At 34.7% G+C, this 18,364-nt stretch carries 16 protein-coding genes; 10 read left to right on the top strand and 6 right to left on the bottom strand.

Annotated features, from left to right (window positions below):
• Window positions 1–39 precede the first annotated feature (39 nt).
• The 4 genes from ABZP37_RS15350 to ABZP37_RS15365 all read right to left on the bottom strand — a co-directional run bounded on the left by ABZP37_RS15350 (window position 40) and on the right by ABZP37_RS15365 (window position 3,845).
• The gene (locus tag ABZP37_RS15350) at window positions 40–990 is read right to left on the bottom strand and encodes a phosphoribosylaminoimidazolesuccinocarboxamide synthase (protein WP_366183971.1); all 951 of its coding nucleotides are present in this window, start codon (window positions 988–990) and stop codon (window positions 40–42) included.
• 115 nt (window positions 991–1,105) lie between these two features.
• The gene (locus tag ABZP37_RS15355; RefSeq protein ID WP_366183972.1) at window positions 1,106–1,927 is read right to left on the bottom strand and encodes an HAD family hydrolase; all 822 of its coding nucleotides are present in this window, start codon (window positions 1,925–1,927) and stop codon (window positions 1,106–1,108) included.
• 59 nt (window positions 1,928–1,986) lie between these two features.
• Window positions 1,987–2,802 (bottom strand): SDR family NAD(P)-dependent oxidoreductase, encoded by an 816-nt coding sequence (locus ABZP37_RS15360; RefSeq protein WP_366183973.1) that lies wholly within the window; start codon window positions 2,800–2,802, stop codon window positions 1,987–1,989.
• 92 nt (window positions 2,803–2,894) lie between these two features.
• Complete coding sequence (locus ABZP37_RS15365; RefSeq protein WP_366183974.1) at window positions 2,895–3,845, bottom strand: PhoH family protein; 951 nt, start codon at window positions 3,843–3,845, stop codon at window positions 2,895–2,897.
• Between the two features lie 194 nt (window positions 3,846–4,039).
• On the opposite strand from ABZP37_RS15365, the gene ABZP37_RS15370 reads away from it, so the two are divergent.
• From ABZP37_RS15370 to dnaN, 4 genes are all read left to right on the top strand, one after another.
• Window positions 4,040–4,867 carry an SAM-dependent chlorinase/fluorinase gene (locus tag ABZP37_RS15370; protein WP_366183975.1) on the top strand — a complete coding sequence of 276 codons (828 nt, stop codon included), beginning with the start codon at window positions 4,040–4,042 and terminating at the stop codon, window positions 4,865–4,867.
• A gap of 28 nt (window positions 4,868–4,895) precedes the next feature.
• Window positions 4,896–5,621 carry a gliding motility-associated ABC transporter permease subunit GldF gene (gene gldF, locus ABZP37_RS15375; protein ID WP_366183976.1) on the top strand — a complete coding sequence of 242 codons (726 nt, stop codon included), beginning with the start codon at window positions 4,896–4,898 and terminating at the stop codon, window positions 5,619–5,621.
• The gene (gldG, locus tag ABZP37_RS15380) at window positions 5,621–7,306 is read left to right on the top strand and encodes a gliding motility-associated ABC transporter substrate-binding protein GldG (protein ID WP_366183977.1); all 1,686 of its coding nucleotides are present in this window, start codon (window positions 5,621–5,623) and stop codon (window positions 7,304–7,306) included. The genes gldF and gldG overlap by 1 nt, the downstream gene beginning before the upstream one ends.
• A 109-nt stretch (window positions 7,307–7,415) precedes the next feature.
• Window positions 7,416–8,534, top strand: a complete 1,119-nt coding sequence (gene dnaN / locus ABZP37_RS15385) for a DNA polymerase III subunit beta (RefSeq protein WP_366183978.1) — start codon at window positions 7,416–7,418, stop codon at window positions 8,532–8,534.
• Window positions 8,535–9,489: 955 nt separating this feature from the next.
• Here the strand turns inward: dnaN and ABZP37_RS15390 are convergent.
• On the bottom strand, window positions 9,490–10,974 hold the full coding sequence (locus ABZP37_RS15390; RefSeq protein ID WP_366183979.1) for a sulfatase-like hydrolase/transferase: 1,485 nt from the start codon (window positions 10,972–10,974) through the stop codon (window positions 9,490–9,492).
• 467 nt (window positions 10,975–11,441) lie between these two features.
• Between ABZP37_RS15390 and ABZP37_RS15395 the strand changes: the two genes are divergently transcribed.
• Entirely contained in the window at window positions 11,442–12,371 is a 930-nt protein-coding gene (locus ABZP37_RS15395; protein ID WP_366183980.1) for a GDSL-type esterase/lipase family protein, read from the top strand.
• Window positions 12,372–12,682: 311 nt separating this feature from the next.
• Here the strand turns inward: ABZP37_RS15395 and ABZP37_RS15400 are convergent, their stop codons facing one another.
• Window positions 12,683–13,393, bottom strand: coding sequence for a hypothetical protein (locus ABZP37_RS15400; RefSeq protein ID WP_366183981.1), 711 nt, complete (start codon window positions 13,391–13,393; stop codon window positions 12,683–12,685).
• A 398-nt stretch (window positions 13,394–13,791) separates the two neighbouring features.
• Here ABZP37_RS15400 and ABZP37_RS15405 point away from each other — a divergent pair, with 398 nt between their 5' ends.
• The 5 genes from ABZP37_RS15405 (at window position 13,792) to ABZP37_RS15425 (ending at window position 18,351) form a co-directional block, all read left to right on the top strand.
• Window positions 13,792–14,178: a RidA family protein gene (locus ABZP37_RS15405; RefSeq protein WP_366183982.1), complete on the top strand. Its 387-nt coding sequence runs from the start codon at window positions 13,792–13,794 to the stop codon at window positions 14,176–14,178.
• A gap of 40 nt (window positions 14,179–14,218) precedes the next feature.
• Window positions 14,219–15,472: a voltage-gated chloride channel family protein gene (locus ABZP37_RS15410; protein WP_366183983.1), complete on the top strand. Its 1,254-nt coding sequence runs from the start codon at window positions 14,219–14,221 to the stop codon at window positions 15,470–15,472.
• 68 nt (window positions 15,473–15,540) lie between these two features.
• Window positions 15,541–16,563 (top strand): bifunctional oligoribonuclease/PAP phosphatase NrnA, encoded by a 1,023-nt coding sequence (locus ABZP37_RS15415; RefSeq protein WP_366183984.1) that lies wholly within the window; start codon window positions 15,541–15,543, stop codon window positions 16,561–16,563.
• A complete protein-coding gene (gene gldI / locus ABZP37_RS15420) occupies window positions 16,553–17,227 on the top strand; it encodes a gliding motility-associated peptidyl-prolyl isomerase GldI (protein ID WP_366183985.1) in 675 nt (224 codons plus the stop codon). Before ABZP37_RS15415 ends, gldI begins: the two co-directional genes overlap by 11 nt.
• A 14-nt stretch (window positions 17,228–17,241) precedes the next feature.
• Complete coding sequence (locus tag ABZP37_RS15425) at window positions 17,242–18,351, top strand: peptidylprolyl isomerase (protein ID WP_366183986.1); 1,110 nt, start codon at window positions 17,242–17,244, stop codon at window positions 18,349–18,351.
• The last annotated feature ends 13 nt before the right edge of the window (window positions 18,352–18,364 follow it).

An 18,364-nucleotide genomic window follows, 5' to 3' on the forward strand; every position in this document is an offset into this window, starting at 1 on the left:
GGAATTGCGGCTTTTACTTTTTACTGGAAAATTAATAAATTACTTAGCTAAATAAGCTAATACATTTTTTTCTATTCTTTCATTGATGTTAGAAATATCAGCCTTCACAAATTTCTCACCAAGGATATTTTCATATAACTCAATATATCTTTCAGATACTGTTTCAATATATTCTGTGGTCATTTCTGGAATTTGTTGTCCTTCTTTACCTTGAAAACCATTTTCGATCAACCAACGACGCACAAACTCTTTTGACAATTGTTTTTGCTCTTCATTTTTATTTTGTCTTTCTTGGTAACCTTGGGCGTAAAAATAACGCGAAGAATCTGGAGTATGAATTTCGTCAATCAAAACGATAACTCCTTCTTTTGTTTTACCAAATTCATATTTAGTATCAACCAAAATCAAACCTCTACTTGCAGCGATTTCTGTTCCTCTTTGAAACAAAGCACGCGTATATTTTTCTAATACGATATAATCTTCTTCTGTAACGATTCCGTTTGCCAAAATAGCTTCTCTCGAAATATCTGCATCGTGTTCTCCGTTATCTGCTTTTGTAGTAGGCGTAATAATTGGTTCTGGAAACTTATCGTTTTCTTTTAAACCTTCTGCCATAGGCACACCACAAATACTTCTTTTTCCTTCGGCATATTCACGAGAAGCATGTCCTGATAAATATCCACGAATTACCATTTCTACCTTGAAAGGCTCACACAAATGCCCTACAGCAACACTTGGATCTGGAGTAGCAATCAACCAGTTTGGTACAATATCAGCAGTCAATTCCATAAATTTAGTAGCGATTTGATTCAAAATTTGTCCTTTATAAGGAATTCCTTCTGGCAAAACTACATCAAAAGCTGAAAGTCTATCCGTTGCAACCATCACTAATAGATTGTCGTTGATATTGTAAACTTCTCTAACTTTACCTCTGTAAACCGATTTTTGATTTGGAAAATTAAAATTGGTCGTTGTTATTGTATTGCTCATTTGTAAAAATGTTGTGTTGTTTTTTGAAGGCACAAATTTAAGACTATTTTAGAAAGAAACACAAGAAATCCTTGATTGTTATTTGCAACTGTTCTTATGATTGGGGAAAATAATTCTAAATATTGTTATTCAAAATAGTATCAGCTAAAAAATGTGCCACACCATCTTCTGAATTAGCTGGTATAACTTGCAATTTCGATAATTTATTTTTTAAACTCTCCGGTGCATTTCCCATTATGAATCCTTTATTAGTAGCTATTAACATCTTTTCATCATTATAGCCATCACCAAAAGAAATGGCTTGATCAAAGCGATACTTTTCTATTTCTAAAATTTTGGCAATTGCTACACTTTTATCCACTGTGATATCCATAAATTCCAAACACCACGGCAAACTAAAAGCATGCGACAAAAGCTTGGAATGTTTTTCTAAAATCCGATCTTGTAATTCTACTAATTTTGAATGTTTTTCATGAGTGATAAACATTTTAATAGTACTTAAATCGGCAACGTTTTTATAATTAACGACTTCAGGCATATAATTCAAGGTAGGCTGAAAATCATTTATTTTTTCATTATATTTATTAGTCAGCCATACCGACTCTTTGTATAACACAATTGTAAATTCATCAGAAATTCCAATATCCAGAACAGATTTAACGGTAGCACTTGGTATATCGAATGAATAAAGTAATTCTTTTGCAGGCGAATGAATTCTAGCTCCGTTTGAAGTAACTAAATACACTGGAAAACCTAAAGGTTCTACAAGTGGCATTGCATCAAGGTGATGTCTGCCTGTTGCAACAATAATTAAATAATTCTTTTCGTGAAGTGCTCTAAAGATAGTTTTAGAATATTCAGATATTGCATGTGAAGGATTTAGCAAGGTTCCGTCTAGATCTGTAATAATCACTTTAATAGTATTCAATGCGCTCATCCTTTGTTGTTTGTTGCAAATTAATTCTATTCTACTTTGACTTGAAAACTAATTCTATTTTATTTAAAAATAGAACGACGTATCAATCGTGCAAATATTTGATAGCCTAATCTTTTTCGAATGATATTAAGAAAATTAGCATCAAATCCAATCGTATATCTTTTGAAATTTTTAGGTGGATTCTCTGCAATTTGGTACAATTCCTGAATTATAGAATTTTTTAAATCTGAATTTTTTATCGTCTTTTTAGCTAAAACTACACCAATTTTATTCATTAAATGTTCGTAAGACGGAATGGAAGATGTATTAGATTTGACTACATTTTTTTGAAAATTTGATGGTGTATTCCCAAACTGAACAGTTGCAACACTAATTTTAAAATCTATCAACTCATAAGCCATACATTCTGAAAAACTCTCTACGGCATGTTTTGTAGAATGATAAAAACTTCCTAATGGTAAATTTACTAATCCCGCAATAGAAGTTATATTTATGAATTGCCCTTTATTTTGTTTTCTAAAAACAGGAATAAAAGCACGGCAAACTTTGACAACACCCAACCAATTGATTTCTACGATTCGTTCAATCTCCTTATCCTCTGCTAATTCTACAAAACTTCTATATCCTACTCCTGCATTATTTATAACTAGGTCAATTTTTGAATACTGTAATAGAATTTCATTTTTGCATTTCTCTATACTTTCAGTAGAAGAAACATCTAAGACAAAACATTTAATATTGGCAATGTTATCAAATTCTTTTCCTTGTTCCAAGCATAGCATTGTAGCAATTATAGACCATCCTTGTTCAGCAAAATATAAAGCCGTTGCTTTACCAATTCCTCCACATGCTCCTGTTATCAATACTGTTTTCAACCTTTAATTCTTTATATTATAAATGCATTCAATAAAAACGACCTCAATGGAGGTCGTTTCAAAGATAATATTCCTATTTGTAATTTGATTATTTAATCTGTGTTTTCGGTATATTTATAAGCATCGATCACCTTTTTGACTAATTTATGTCTCACAATATCTCGATCATCAAGATAAATAATTCCAATACCTTCAATATCTTTTAAAACCAAAAGCGCTTCTTTCAAACCTGAAATAGTTCTTCTTGGTAAATCTACTTGTCCAGGATCTCCTGTAATCATGAATTTAGCACTTTTCCCCATTCGAGTCAAAAACATTTTCATTTGAGAATGAGTCGTATTTTGTGCTTCATCCAAAATTACAAAAGCGCTATCTAATGTTCGACCACGCATAAAGGCTAAGGGTGCAATTTGGATAATTCCCTTTGCAATATAATCTTCTAATTTTTCATTAGGAATCATATCACGCAAAGCATCATAAAGCGGTTGCATATAAGGGTCTAGCTTATCTTTCATGTCACCTGGAAGAAATCCTAAATTCTCACCTGCTTCTACAGCTGGACGTGTCAAAATAATACGTTTTACTTGTTTTTCTTTTAAAGCTTTGACAGCCATAGCAACTCCTGTATAGGTTTTACCCGTTCCGGCAGGCCCAACGGCAAAGACCATATCGTTTTTATTAATGGTATCTACCAATAATTGTTGATTGGGCGTCAATGCTTTGATCATTTTGCCACCTACGCCATGCACCAATATTTTGTCATTGATCGTAGTTCGTTTATCTTCTTCACCGTTTCCTAGAATAACGCGCTCAATTACATTATCATCAATATTATTGTACCTTGAAAAATGCAATAGAAGTCGTTGGAAACGTTTTTCAAATTCGTCTAAAATATCTTTTTCTCCAAAAGCCTTCAACGTTGTGCCTCTCGCCACAATTTTTAGTTTCGGGTAGTACTTTTTGATCATTTCAAGATGAGTGTCTTGAGCGCCCCAAAACTCTTTTGGTGCGATGTCTATGAGCTCGATGATTCTTTCGTTCAAATTGTTCCGTTTTAAATTAACATTAAGACAACTAATTTTCTAATACTCTAGGAAATAAATCTTAATCTATTTCCTAATTAAGTGGAATTTGTTTTTTGTTTTCTTGCGTTTTTGAGATTACTATTATTAGCTTTGCACTTCTCAAATTTAATAAAAATTAGTTTTAAAATCCACTAATAGTTATAAACAAAATTATGTCAATAATTACCCTTACTACCGATTATGGCTTGAAAGATCACTTTGTCGGTGCGTTGAAAGGGAAACTATTATCTGAATTTCCAGAAGTCACTATTATTGACCTTTCGCACGACATTGACCCATTCAACACATTTGAAGCAAGTTACGTTATAGGCGCAGCTTATTCGAGCTTTCCAAAAGGGACAGTGCACATCATCGGAGTCGATTTGGAACTAAATAAAGAGAACCAACATATAGCGATGCAATGGAACGATTCTTATTTTATTGCTGCCGACAACGGAATTTTAAGTTTGCTTTCGCAAAAAATTGTTCCGCAAAAAATTGTAGCAATCAATATCCACGACCGTTTGCCAAATGACGCCACCGATATGGATGTTTTTGTAAAAGTCGCTTGTCATATTGCTCGTGGTGGATCACTGAGTGTGGTTGGAAAAGAGATAACAGCTATCAAAGAAGTTACAGATTTGCAAGCAACTATATCTGCAGACAATAATTTACTACGAGGTCATGTTATCTATATTGATCACTTTGGCAATGTGGTTACAAATATTAGCAAAAAGCAATTTATCGAAGTTGCTAAAGGACGTCCGTATGAAATTGTGATGAAAACAAAAAACATCAAAACCATCTTACCTCGTTTCTCTGATATTGCTAATTCTGAGAAATATTCGATAAAAAACTATGAAGGAGAAAAATTAGCGATTTTCAACGAAGCTGGTTATCTCGAAATAGCGATTTTTCGAGGAAACCCCTACTCTGTTGGTTCTGCCAAGAGTTTATTGGGACTCAATTACAGAGATGTTATCACCATTGAATTTAAATAAAAACCGAATAAAAACAAATACAACATAAATGAAATCAATTGCATTACGAGAACTAAAATCCTTTTTTGGTTCGCCAATAGGATATTTGGTCATTGCACTTTTTCTTATTCTCAACGGATTGTTCCTTTGGGTTTTCGAAGGTGATTATAACATTCTCAGTTCAGGATTCGCAGATATGAGTCCGTTTTTTACTTTATCACCTTGGATATTACTTTTTCTAATCCCTGCAGTAACCATGAGAAGTTTCTCTGACGAAAAAAAACAAGGAACATTAGAATTATTATTGACCAAACCCTTATCAATTTGGGAAATCGTGAATGGAAAATTCTTAGGGGCTTTTCTTTTAATTCTAATTGCTATTATTCCCACTTTTATTTATGTGTTTGCTATTTCGAATTTGGGAGCACCTGAAGGAAACATCGACATGGGCAGCACGCTAGGTTCTTACTTTGGACTACTGTTTCTTATTGCCAGTTATTCAGCAATCGGAATCTTTACTTCTTCCTTGTCCGATAATCAAATTGTGGCATTTTTGATTGCTGTATTTGTATCCTTCTTTTTCTATTTTGGTTTTGATGGTATTGCAAGTCTAATTCCGTCTTTCTCGAACTTTATTAGCGCTATCGGAATGCAAGAACATTTTAAAAGCATGAGTCGAGGAGTTCTAGATACGCGAGATATTATTTATTTTGCTAGTATCACCACTGCCTTTTTATCATTTACCGTTTATAAACTTAAATCCGTTCAATTGTAATGGGGAATTCTCTAAATAAAAATAGCAAATCAGTATTGATTACCATCGCATTATTGTTGGTTTTGAATGCCGTGGGGAGTTTCTTTTTCCACCGATTTGATTTAACCAAGGACAGTCGCTACACACTTTCTGAAACTTCGCTTAAAATTGTTAACCAAGTCAACGAGCCTTTATATATCAAAGTATATATGCAAGGAGATCTGCCAGCAGAATTCAAGCGTTTACAGCAAGAAACCAAACAATTACTGGAAGAATTCCAAGCATACAACAAAAACATCAGCTTTGATTTTATCAATCCGTTGGAGAATGAAGATTCGAGCATGGACAACATCAAAGCGCTTTACACCAAAGGACTCACACCTGTAAACATAACGGTTGACGACAAAGGAAAACAATCCCAAGCCATGGTTTTTCCTTGGGCAATTGCTTATTACAAAAACAAAGAAGTCAACATACCGTTGCTAAAAAACATCATGGGAGCCTCTACCACTGAAAAAGTGATTGGTTCTGTGCAACATTTAGAATATTCGATTGCAGATGCATTGAATAAAGTTACGGTCGATAAACAAAAGAAAATTGCTGTAATCAAAGGAAACGGTGAATTGAAAGATATTATGATGGCTAAATTTCTTTTGCAAATAAGAGAAAGCTACCACATAGGCCCGTTTACCTTGGATTCGGTTTCCCAAAACCCTACCAATACTTTAGAAGCACTCAAAAAATACGATTTGGCAATCATTGCCAAACCTACCGAAACTTTTTCTGATGCTGAAAAACAGGTTCTAGACCAATTCATCATCAACGGCGGAAAAAGTCTGTGGTTAATAGACCAAGTAACTGCCGAAATGGACAGTTTGTACAATCCTGCTGGCGCTACGCTGGCCTATCCAAAAGATTTGGGATTGAATGATATGTTCTTTAAATATGGCTTCCGCATTAATCCCGATATTGTAAAAGACGAGCAAGGAAGCCCAATAAAACTAGCAACTGGCGAGCAAGGAAGCGCAACCCAATACCAAGATTTCAATTGGAAATTTGCTCCTTTGGTGTATCCAGAAAGTCATCATCCGATTGTAAAAAACTTGGGGGGAATCAAATTTGATTTTGCCAATCCAATCGATACTTTGAAAAACGGAATCAAGAAAACGGTTTTACTAGAATCGTCTAAATATTCGAAAAAAATCGGAACTCCTGTCGAAGTCAACCTCAATATGGTCAGCGAAGAAACGAGTCCAAATCACTACGTTAATTCGGGTAATATACCGCTTGGCGTTTTACTAGAAGGCGATTTCAAATCTGTTTTCCAAAACCGTGTCTTGCCTTTCGAGCAAAAAGATTTTAATGCAATCGGAAAACCCAACAAAATGATCGTTATTTCAGATGGCGATTTAATCAAAAACCAATTGGACAAAAACGGTTCTCCAGTCGAATTGGGCTTTGACCAACGTTCCGGAAATCTATACGACAACAAGGATTTTATGCTCAATTGTGTCAATTATTTATTGGATGACACAGGACTTATTAACATTCGGTCAAAAGATTTGGATTTGCCTTTATTGGACAAAAACAAAGTATTTGAGAATTACACACAAACACAACTCCTAACCATAGGACTTCCCCTTGTTATACTAGCTATTTTTGGTTTTCTGTTTACCTACATTCGAAAAAAGAAATACAGTAAATAGTGTTAATAAAAAATTTTCAATACTAAATTAGATTACGATATATTTGTAAAATGTATTCCATTTTTACAATGAATAATGAAATACTTACCAAAAAAATAAAACATAACAGATGAAATTTATAGTATCGAGTTCGTACTTATTAAAACAATTACAAGTTTTAGGAAGTGTTATCAACAGCAGTAATACCTTGCCAATTTTAGATAACTTCCTTTTTGAATTAGACAACAATGAATTAAACGTTTCTGCTTCGGATTTAGAAACAACCATGTCCGCTACTTTAGCTATTGATTCTACCAGTAAAGGAAGTGTTGCTGTACCAGCAAAATTACTTTTGGAAATCCTTAAAACTTTCCCTGAGCAACCGTTGACATTTACAGTTGAAGAAAACAGTACGATCGAAATTAGTTCTAACTCTGGGAAATACGCTTTAGCTTATGCACCAGGTGAAGAGTTCCCTAAATCAGTCAACCTAGACGAACCTTCAGTGACTCTAGTGCCAGCAGATGTTTTGGCGACTGCCATAAGCAAAACTATTTTTGCTGCTGGAAATGATGATTTACGTCCAGTAATGTCTGGTGTGTTTTTCCAATTTTCTCCAGAAGGATTGATATTTGTTGCAACAGACGCTCATAAATTAGTAAAATATGCTCGTACAGATGTAAAAGCATCTGAAGTAGCCGATTTTATTATGCCAAAGAAACCTTTGACAATCTTAAAAAATATCCTTTCGGCATCTGACGCAGAGGTAAAAATAGAATACAACGATTCAAATGCTACTTTCTCTTTTGACAACTACATCTTAATGTGTCGTTTGATTGACGGAAAATATCCAAACTACGAAGCGGTTATTCCAAAAGAAAATCCAAACAAATTGATGATTGACCGTTCTCAATTTTTGAGTTCTGTACGTCGTGTTGCGATTTTCTCAAACAAGACTACGCACCAAATTCGTTTGAAAATCGCTGGAGCAGAGTTGAACGTATCTGCAGAGGATATTGATTACTCTAACAAAGCCGAAGAAAGATTGACTTGTGACTATCAAGGTGACGATATGCAAATAGGATACAACTCTCGTTTCTTGACAGAGATGTTGACCAACCTACAATCAGACATGATTATGCTTGAAATGTCTTTGCCTAACAGAGCAGGAATTTTAACGCCGGTTGATGGTCTTGAAGAAGGTGAAACGGTTACTATGCTAGTAATGCCAGTAATGCTGAATAGTTAATTTAACCTAAAATTAATATTAATTTACTGTTTTATTGGGAATAATTTTGTTGGAACAATAATTATCCCTATCATTGTAGAACAAATGCGCTATTAACCAACCATTTTTTTATATTTAAAGAAACCGCTATTTCCTTAGGGATAAGCGGTTTTTTTTTTGTCTTAGTATTTCCTTGGTTCTGAGATTTGGTTGTAGCTTTTAAGCACCGTAAAACTCCTAAATTTCTTGTTTTGGGCGAGTCCCTCCGTAAAAACTTCGGGCCGGGCTATGCGTTACAAGTCCTCAACAAGTTCCGCTATCGCTCCACTTGTTTGCGGGCTTTCCTCTTCTATCCCTCACGCGGGACCATGGAATTAGTTGGATTTTAGCCTTTATTAAAAAGACGGAAAATACTTTAGTGGATGTTTTGATGTTTGAAGAAAAACGGTTAAACTTGTGGAAATTTAATAGTTGGTGGAAAACTCAACCTGGTGCTCGTTTGCAACGAGTACCTATTTACTTTAAAAACGAAAACATAGCATTTGCAATGCGGTTCAATACTCAACAAAAAATATCTCATTAAAACAACACAGCACATTTTATGGTAGCTAATTATCGGCAAACTATGCGTGCTTGTAGTTACGTGATTGCTTCCTTCGTCGCAATGACTTTGGCGAGTTTGTTTGCGCAATTGGACTTATATGCTCTTCTATTTCTTGCAGGGTTTAAAAACTTACTGCAAAGTGCAACTTCTCTTTTGCGTTTTAAAGGTAACGAAAAGCTTTTTTGCCTTTTGTGTTTAAAAAAACTTTGAGAGTCACTGCGTAACTTTAGATTCTTTCAGAATGAAAAATTGAGAAAATACTTTGACACTGGAAGATTGCGGCATGCTCAAAAAAACTTTATCACAAAAAAAAAGGGTACTCGAAACGGCTTACCGCTTTGAATACCCTTGTATAAAAGTAACAAATTGTCCTTATTTTGCTTTTTGCTCTTCCCACTCTATAGGAGACATTCTTAGTTTTTCAACTTCAAATGTGTCGTCAAAATTGGGTAACTGACCCGATTTCCAGTACTCCGCATCCTTTTGAGAATAGAACCATAAAGGTCTGATATGAGTTTTTGTCCATTTTTGAGTCTCGGTAATCATCTCTTGTACACGGCCTGGAAACTGACCTGCCATATCATGCTTTTCGCCTATATCTTTAGTGATATTAAACAACTGCCAAGGCTCGTTGGCCATTCGTACCAATTTCCAATCTTCTTTTCTAGCCGCCACATCAGTATATCCTTCACGGTAACGATATGCAAAAATCATTTCGTCTTTGTGCGGACTTGTATTGGCGGCCAAATCTGCCCAAATATTTTTTCCGCTTACTTTCTTCCCTTTAGGCAAATTGGTATTGGCAAGATGCGCAAAAGTTGGGTATAAATCCAAAGCCGAAACGGGGTGATCAAAACGAACACCAGCAGCGACTTTGTTTGGCCAATGCCAGAACATTGGTACACGGAAACCACCTTCAAAAGTATCTCCTTTGGTTCCTTTTAATGGGTAATTGTTGGCACCGTGGTCAAAATTACCACCATTATCACTCAAAAATACGATTAATGTATTTTCGTATTGGTTGGTTTCTTTCAAGCTTTTTACAATCTCACCCACTCCTCTATCTACAGCATACACCATAGCCGCGTAAGTTTGACGGTCTTTATCTTTGATATTTGCAAAAACCTTCATGTCTTCAGCTTTCGCTTCCAAAGGCACGTGAGGCGCATTGTAGGCTAGGTACATGAAAAACGGTTTTTTCTTCTTATTCGACTCCTTAATCACACGAATTGCTTCTCTAGAAAAAGCATCTGTGATGTATTCTGTTTCAACGACTTCTTTTGTGTTATGCAATAAAGGCGTGAAGTATACATTGATAGGATATGCTCCCGCTTTCTTTTGTTTTTCGTAATAGGGTTGAAAAAGGTTCGGAAAATATTTATGTCCACCTCCCAAGAAACCATAAAAATCGTCAAATCCACGGTTGTTCGGTTGAAATTCAGTATTGTCGCCAAGATGCCATTTCCCGATGCATGAGGTATAATAACCTGCATCGTGCATCATATTACTCATGTATGTTTCCTCTACAGGCACTCCGCTTGTAGTTGCTCTACCATCGTCACGCAAGTTGTAGGGTGCACCAATTTCCGATGGATAACGTCCAGTAAGCAAAGCCGCTCTACTTGGCCCACAAAAAGTGTGCGCTACATAAGCCGATGTCATAATAGTTCCTTCCTTGGCCAATTTATCCAACTCGGGCGTAATGATATCTGGAGAACCATTAAAACCAACGTCAGCATAACCTAAATCGTCACATAAGATGACCAAAATATTGGGTTTTGAAGTTGGTTTTACCTGCGCACCACATCCCGTAGCGAGCAAGACTATTAATCCCCCTAAAGCAAATTTAATTTTCATTTATTTTAATTTTGTATTAAACGATATTGCTGAGCTAGAAATAAATTATTTATAGGTCAACAACCCTATATCACAAAGTAACAACTATAAACAGCATTTTTCTATCTGTATATTACCTTTAAGTTAGCGAATTTTAACTGAAAGTAACCTAAAATTACGAATTCCAAATTAATTCCAGTATTCTATTTTGGGCGTGACCCGCAAAAAAACGGGTCGGACTCCCGCGCTTCGGGACGCTTCAAGTCCTCAACAAGTTCCGCTATCGCTCCACTTGTTTGCGGACTTTCCTCTTGATACTTCGGGGCTATCACTCACGCGGGACTTTGGAAATATTTGGATTTGGAATTTTATTTGGGATAATTCAAAGCCTAAAAATGAATTGAAACGATTTGGTCAAATGAAAAAAGTTGCATAAACTTGTCGATGAATAAGAGTTTTATTCAAAAACAACCAAAGCTACACCAACAATGACAATACTGAATAATTACAACAACAAAATGATTAGACTAACCGCACTACTGTTATTATCTTCAACCTTTTCGACCTTCGCGCAAGAAAACACTAAAGTTGACAACGACAAAAAATACATTGCTTTCCTAACGAATTCTATTGAAAACACCATCGTTAATAAAGAATCCCGAGCCATTTTTGTAAAGGAATCAAGAACTTATTGGCACAATCAAAAACTTGACTACAATTTGCATCCTGAGAATTACGCTAAAGCAATCTCTTTATACCATCAAAACCAACTGAAATTTAAACAGAACAAGGAACAAATAGACACTATCCGAAAGATTAGAATAAATAAAGCAGTTGAAAGTTTTCAGAACTTTGATGATAGAAATTCATTTCCCGAAAAATCAGTTTTATTTATAGGTAGCTCCAGTATTGCAGGCTGGAAAACGTCCCTTTCATTTCCTGAATTCCCCATCATAAACCGAGGAATTGGAGGCATGAATATGCTAGAAATAATTGAAAACTATGACCTACTTGTTAAAAAATATGCTCCATCAATTATCGCTATTTATTGTGACATTGATATTGAAAACGGTAAATCACCAAAAGAGTCGGTAGACGTTTTTATAGCATTAGTTCATAAAATTAAAAATGATTTCCCGAAAACAACTGTACTCCTACTTTCAATGAAACCAGTAATGATTGATGATTTTATAGGAAAAGATATTCGCAAGAATAAAATGGCTGCCAATAAACAACTTTTAAAATTTAGTATAAATGAAAAAAATGTAGATTTCATTGACCTTGCCTCACCCATGTTAAATCAAGATGATAAGTTAAAAACAGACATTTTCATTGAAGACGGCATGCACCTGAACGCATTAGGCTACACCATTTGGGACCCAATAATTAGAAAAAAAATAGTAGAACTTACTCGATAGATAGTAGTTATAATTTGAGATTCTTTCAGAATGACAAAGTTGGTGGATTTGGTTTATGCAATAGTACTTGTGATTTTCGTCTCATTGCAAGGCAAAGCCCGTCCTGATTTTTCGGGAAAGCCATCACGCAAACACCATCAAATGATGGAAAATTGGGCAGTGATGTAGCGAACGTGATTGCCGCGCTTCGCTACACAACTTAGCTGAGTTTGTTTACGCGACAGCACTTATATGAGTTTCTATTAGTCCTATGTTTTAAAAACTTTACGAGTCTCTGTGTTTTCCCTACTAATCTCTGCGAAACAAAAAACTTACTCCTTCACGATGATAAACTTCCCTTTCACCCCAGTATCCCAGTTTTCCCAAAAGTCGGAGCGCACTAATTTACCTGTGTCATCGTAAATTTGGAATTCAGCGGTGTTTCCTCCTAGAGCACCACGGTTTAAGGCTTCTAGTTCGAAAATATTAATTCCTTCCTTGAAGGTGATTTTAAACGTTTTGTATTCGTTTTGAAGTAGTAAACGACTTTCAACGTCTTGATTATTGAGTGTTGCTTTAATTAAATCGCCATCAATTTGTCCAAAATCACGGCATTTGATAATGAAGAACTTAGATTTCGTTCGGATATCTCCAAAATTGACATCTATTTTTACTAGTAATCTCGAATCTTCCTTCAAGCCTTGATTAACTAGGGAGCGATCTAAACTCTTACTTAATTTATCTTTTAAAACTTGACCAGGATCGTTAAAATCTGGTTTTTTTACCACCATCGAAAAAGGCTCTGGTTCAATTCCGTTAGAGTATGTAGCGTCTTCAGTAATGGGTTTTACATTTTTGGGATCTACTTTTGGAATAATAGCAAAAGGGTCTTTATTATCGGTTTTTATAGGCGCTGGCTGTTTTTTTGCAGTAGGCGATATTGTTTTGGGAGGAATTACCTTGAAGGTTTTGCCTAACTCAAACTGTGAATAACCCGTGGTGGTTATCCCCAACATAAAAATAAAAAAAAGAAGCTGCTTCATATCTTATTATTAATGACTCAATCTGTTGTTTTTTTTTTCAAAAATATAAACTCCAGTTATATAAATGGTATTTTGGACTTTACTTTAACTTTACTTTATTAACCTACTTGCTTAAAACATCTTATTTAAACACATTGAAAAATAGACTTCCTTTATCCTCTTTATCTATATTTTAGGTGTTTTACTCACACAGCAAACATAAGTCACTGTATGTTTAGCTACTGATTAAATTATTATTTTTTATTTCTAATATTTCATTAATCTGAGTATCCAAAAAAATGCCTTTTTTAAAACAAAATCGACCGTTTGTTATTTGACATTTTTTTATAAATTGCAAAAAATATACCAAAGTATATTTTAAAACATAACAGACTAATAATCAAGTCAAAACAAACAAAATGAAAAGAGAAAACATACTTACTGGTTCACCTTGGGAAGATAAAATGGGATATTGTCGTGCGGTACGCATAGGAAACATCATTGAAGTTTCGGGTACTGTAGCAATCATTGATGGCGATAAAGTAAAAGCAGACGATGCTCATGCGCAAACACTTAATATATTAGAAAGAGTTGAAAAAGTATTAGAAGATTTGAATGCTAGCATGAAAGATGTTATTCGTACTCGTATTTTTACTACTGATGTAAGTACTTTTGAAGCGGTTGCAACAGCTCACGCTACATTTTTCAAAGATATCAAACCAACTACTGGTTTTTACGGAATCAACCAATTGGTTGCTCCTGAATATTTGGTTGAAATTGAATTAACAGCTGTTCTTACTGAATAAACTAATCTTTAGACTTTCATTCGTACTTTAAAACAAATTAATGTTAGAAAAAGTCAATAATACACTGCCTATCATGTTCAAATGGATTTTCATTTGTGTTTTGATAGGCTTTTTTTCTGGTTCGACCTCCGCATTTTTCTTGGTTACCTTAGAATGGGTTACCCAAATTAGAATCCATAATTCTTGGATTATTTGGTTATTGCCTTTGGGTGGTTTAGTAATTGGACTAGGGTATCATTATTATGGAGCTTCTGTAGTCAAAGGGAATAATTTATTACTCGAAGAATACGATAAACCCACAAAATTGATTCCATTCAAAATGGCTCCTTTTGTGCTCTTTGGAACTTTAATCACGCACCTTTTTGGAGGTTCTGCGGGTCGTGAGGGAACAGCCGTACAAATGGGCGGTGCGATTGCCGATCAATTTAAAGTAATTTTCAACTTAGAGAATCAAGAGCGAAGAACGTTGATCGTCATGGGAATCAGTGCGGGTTTTGCATCTATTTTTGGAACACCTTTAGCAGGAGCTATTTTTGCTATTGAAGTATTGTATTGTAGCAAAATTAATTTAAAAACCGTTGTCCTTTCGTTTATCGTAGCATTTATAGCGCATTATACAGTGGAGCTTTGGGCGGTCCATCATACCCATTATAATATTCCAGAAACTCCTGCTTGGAACGGAATCATTTTATTATGGTGTTTATTAGCTAGTATTCTTTTTGGATTAGCCGCCATGACATTCTCTAGAACTACGCATTTTTGGGGACGAATATTTTCAAAATACGTTTCATATCCACCGTTTCGCCCTCTTATTGGAGGAACTATATTAGCAATAGCTATAGCCTTTTTGGACATTCAAAAATTCGTTGGATTGGGAGTTCCCGTGATCGTGGACGCATTTACTCACCCAAGTGAAAATTTTGATTTCTTATTAAAAATACTATTCACAGGCTTTACTTTAGGTTGTGGCTTTAAGGGTGGTGAAGTTACTCCGTTATTCTTTGTGGGTGCTACTTTAGGAAGTGCTTTGTCATTAGTGATTCCGCTTCCAATTGCTTTGTTAGCAGGAATGGGATTTGTAGCTGTTTTTTCAGGTGCAACCCATACTCCAATTGCCTGTACTGCAATGGGAATAGAACTTTTTGGACTTGAAAGTGGACTTTACATTGCTCTTGCTTGTGGTATTGCTTATTTAGTATCAGGCTCTGTTGGAATTTATAGTGCTCAAAACTCAAAAGGCACTAAATACCAATTGTATGAACGTTTTAAGAGAAAAAATTTCAAAATTTTATAATTTTTAAAATGATGTTAATTTTATAAACCATTCCTATTTTACATTAAAAAAATGTAAATTCGCACACTATGAAAATACAAGACATTCAAGCCATACAGCTATTATTAGCGACTCCAAAAAAAATTGCAATCATCCCACACCGTGGACCTGATGGAGACGCTATGGGTTCTACCCTAGCCTTATACCATTTTTTATTGAAATTCAATCACGAGCCTATTGTTATTGCCCCAAATGATTTTCCTGATTTTCTAGCTTGGTTACCAGGTTCTGAAACCGTTAAAATTTTCGAAAAAGACAAACAAAATTGTACTCGAATTCTAAACGATGCCGACTTAATTTTTACATTAGATTTCAATGCTTTACACCGTGTAGGTGATGAGATGGAGAAAGTTTTAGCTAGTTTAACAAAGACTTTTATCATGATTGATCATCATCAAAAACCAGATGATTATGCCGCTTATGTGTATTCTGACACCTCAATTGGATCAACTTGTGAGATGATTTTTAATTTTATTACATTATTAGATAAAAAAGAAGCCATTAATATTGAGATTGGAACCTGCATTTACACAGGAATCCTAACCGATTCAGGTTCCTTTAAATTCCCAGGAACAACTGGAAATACGCATAGAATCGTAGCTGAATTAATCGACTTAGGTGTACCAAACACTCAAATTCCAAATTTACTTTTTGATAATAGTTCTTACAGCCGTTTGCAATTACTGGGCAGAGCGTTGCAAAACATGAAAATTCTAGAAGTACATAAAGCTTCTTATACTACTTTAACACAAGAAGAATTAGATACTTTCAATTACATCAAAGGAGATACAGAAGGTATTGTAAATTATGGTTTGAGCATCAAAGGAATTCATTTGACCGCTATTTTCATCGAAAATAAGGAAGAGAAAATAATTAAGATTTCATTCCGTTCTCAAGGAGGTTTTGATGTAAATCAGTTCGCGAGAGACCATTTCAACGGAGGAGGACATCGGAACGCAGCTGGAGGAAAATCAGACGTTTCTATGCAAGAAACCATCAAGAAATTTGAATCAATTGTTAGCCAATTAAATAAGATACCACATGAAAATTAAGATAGTATTAGGAGTTGTTTTTTTATTACTATTGATGAGTTGTAAACACAATCAAGAAGTGCGACGACCTATTTCTCATTCTTCAGGGACTTTTATGAAAAAATCCATTGATAGAAATAAAAAGTTGGTAGCAGGCGAAGAGGAACAAATTAAAGCTATCATAAAAAAAGATACCAAAACTAAATACATTGCCTCCGATAAAGGTTATTGGTACAATTATAAAACCATAAATACTCTTGATACCATCACTCCTAAAAAAGGAGATGTTGTATTTTTTACTTATGAAATCAAAGATTTAAACGGCAAAATCATCTATTCGGAATTAGAATTAAGACCTCAAACCTATTATGTTGACAAACAAGATATCCTAATTGGATTGAGAGATGGAATCAAATTAATGCATCGAGGTGAAAAAGTAAATTTCTTATTTCCTTCCCATAAAACCTTCGGGTACCGTGGAGACACAAAAAAGATTGGTACAAATACTCCTTTATTAATCACTGTTAATCTTAGAGATTTCAAACCTGAAGAAGTGTACAAAAAAGAAACAGAAGCCAGAAAGATTGCTAATGAACTAGCTGTCAAAAACGCACTTAATGACAGTTCTAATTCATCTGAAAAAACAGGAATAAAAATTACTAAAAACCCAAAAGACAGTCTGTAAAACAACCAAAAACAATGAAAAGAAACATTTTATTTTTGCTGCTTATAATAGCTACTTGTATTTCTTGCAAAGAAGAGTACAGTAATTTACCTGATGGTTTATATGCCAAAATTGAAACTAACAAAGGAGAAATCATAGTCGAACTAAACTATACCAAAGCTCCAATCACTGTTGCTAACTTTGTAACATTAGCCGAAGGTAAAAACAAATTTGTCACCAATGATCACCTTAAAGACAGACCCTTTTACGATGGCTTAAAATTCCACCGTGTCATCAAAGATTTTATGATTCAAACGGGAGACCCATTAGGAACAGGTTCAGGCGATGCAGGTTACAAATTTAAAGACGAAATCACAGATTTGAAATTTGCTGACGCTGGAGTTTTAGCCATGGCTAATAATGGTCCAGCTACAAACAGTAGCCAATTTTTCATTACTCACCTTCCTACTCCATGGTTAGACGGAAAACACACTATTTTTGGTCATGTTGTTGATAAAGGAATGGATGCAGTAAACAAAATCGAACAGAATGATTATATTAATAAGATCACAATTATCCGTAAAGGGGAAGCTGCTAAAAAATTTAACGCTGAAAAAACTTTTTACGACTATTTCTCTATCGAAGCCGAAAATCAAAAGCAAAAACTAGCTAAAATTTCTGCTTATGATGCAAAATTCAAAGAAGTTAGATTAGATAAAACTAACTATTTCAATGCTTTAAAATCAAAAGCCACTAAAACTTCAACAGGGTTAAAATATGTAATTACAAAAAAATCTGGAGGTAAAAAACCATCCAAAGGAACTGATGTCTACATTCATTATGCAGGTTTTCTTGAAGATGGTAAGCTTTTTGATACCAGTATTGAAAACGTAGCACAAACTTTTGGAAAATTTGATCCAGCAAGAGCCGAAGCTAAGCAATATCTACCTATACCTTTTCAAGCGGGAAGAAAAGATGGCATGATTCCTGGTTTCATTGAAGGGCTTGAGAAATTATCATTTGGAGACAAAGCCGTTTTATTTATTCCGTCTCACTTAGCTTATGGAGCTGGAGGAGCTGGAGATGTAATTCCACCAAATGCCAATATCATTTTTGAAATTGAATTATTAGAAACCCAACCATAACACACAAAAGACT

The organism is Flavobacterium ovatum (assembly GCF_040703125.1).
Classification (GTDB): domain Bacteria; phylum Bacteroidota; class Bacteroidia; order Flavobacteriales; family Flavobacteriaceae; genus Flavobacterium; species Flavobacterium ovatum.

Excerpts from the sequence above, each read along its gene's own strand:
- ABZP37_RS15350 (WP_366183971.1), bottom strand. The coding sequence starts at position 990 with ATGAGCAATACAATAACAACGACCAATTTTAATTTTCCAAATCAAAAA.
- ABZP37_RS15355 (WP_366183972.1), bottom strand. The coding sequence starts at position 1,927 with ATGAGCGCATTGAATACTATTAAAGTGATTATTACAGATCTAGACGGA.
- ABZP37_RS15370 (WP_366183975.1), top strand. The coding sequence starts at position 4,040 with ATGTCAATAATTACCCTTACTACCGATTATGGCTTGAAAGATCACTTT.
- gldF (WP_366183976.1), top strand. The coding sequence starts at position 4,896 with ATGAAATCAATTGCATTACGAGAACTAAAATCCTTTTTTGGTTCGCCA.
- gldG (WP_366183977.1), top strand. The coding sequence starts at position 5,621 with ATGGGGAATTCTCTAAATAAAAATAGCAAATCAGTATTGATTACCATC.
- dnaN (WP_366183978.1), top strand. The coding sequence starts at position 7,416 with ATGAAATTTATAGTATCGAGTTCGTACTTATTAAAACAATTACAAGTT.
- ABZP37_RS15390 (WP_366183979.1), bottom strand. The coding sequence starts at position 10,974 with ATGAAAATTAAATTTGCTTTAGGGGGATTAATAGTCTTGCTCGCTACG.
- ABZP37_RS15395 (WP_366183980.1), top strand. The coding sequence starts at position 11,442 with ATGACAATACTGAATAATTACAACAACAAAATGATTAGACTAACCGCA.
- ABZP37_RS15400 (WP_366183981.1), bottom strand. The coding sequence starts at position 13,393 with ATGAAGCAGCTTCTTTTTTTTATTTTTATGTTGGGGATAACCACCACG.
- ABZP37_RS15405 (WP_366183982.1), top strand. The coding sequence starts at position 13,792 with ATGAAAAGAGAAAACATACTTACTGGTTCACCTTGGGAAGATAAAATG.
- ABZP37_RS15410 (WP_366183983.1), top strand. The coding sequence starts at position 14,219 with ATGTTAGAAAAAGTCAATAATACACTGCCTATCATGTTCAAATGGATT.
- ABZP37_RS15415 (WP_366183984.1), top strand. The coding sequence starts at position 15,541 with ATGAAAATACAAGACATTCAAGCCATACAGCTATTATTAGCGACTCCA.
- gldI (WP_366183985.1), top strand. The coding sequence starts at position 16,553 with ATGAAAATTAAGATAGTATTAGGAGTTGTTTTTTTATTACTATTGATG.
- ABZP37_RS15425 (WP_366183986.1), top strand. The coding sequence starts at position 17,242 with ATGAAAAGAAACATTTTATTTTTGCTGCTTATAATAGCTACTTGTATT.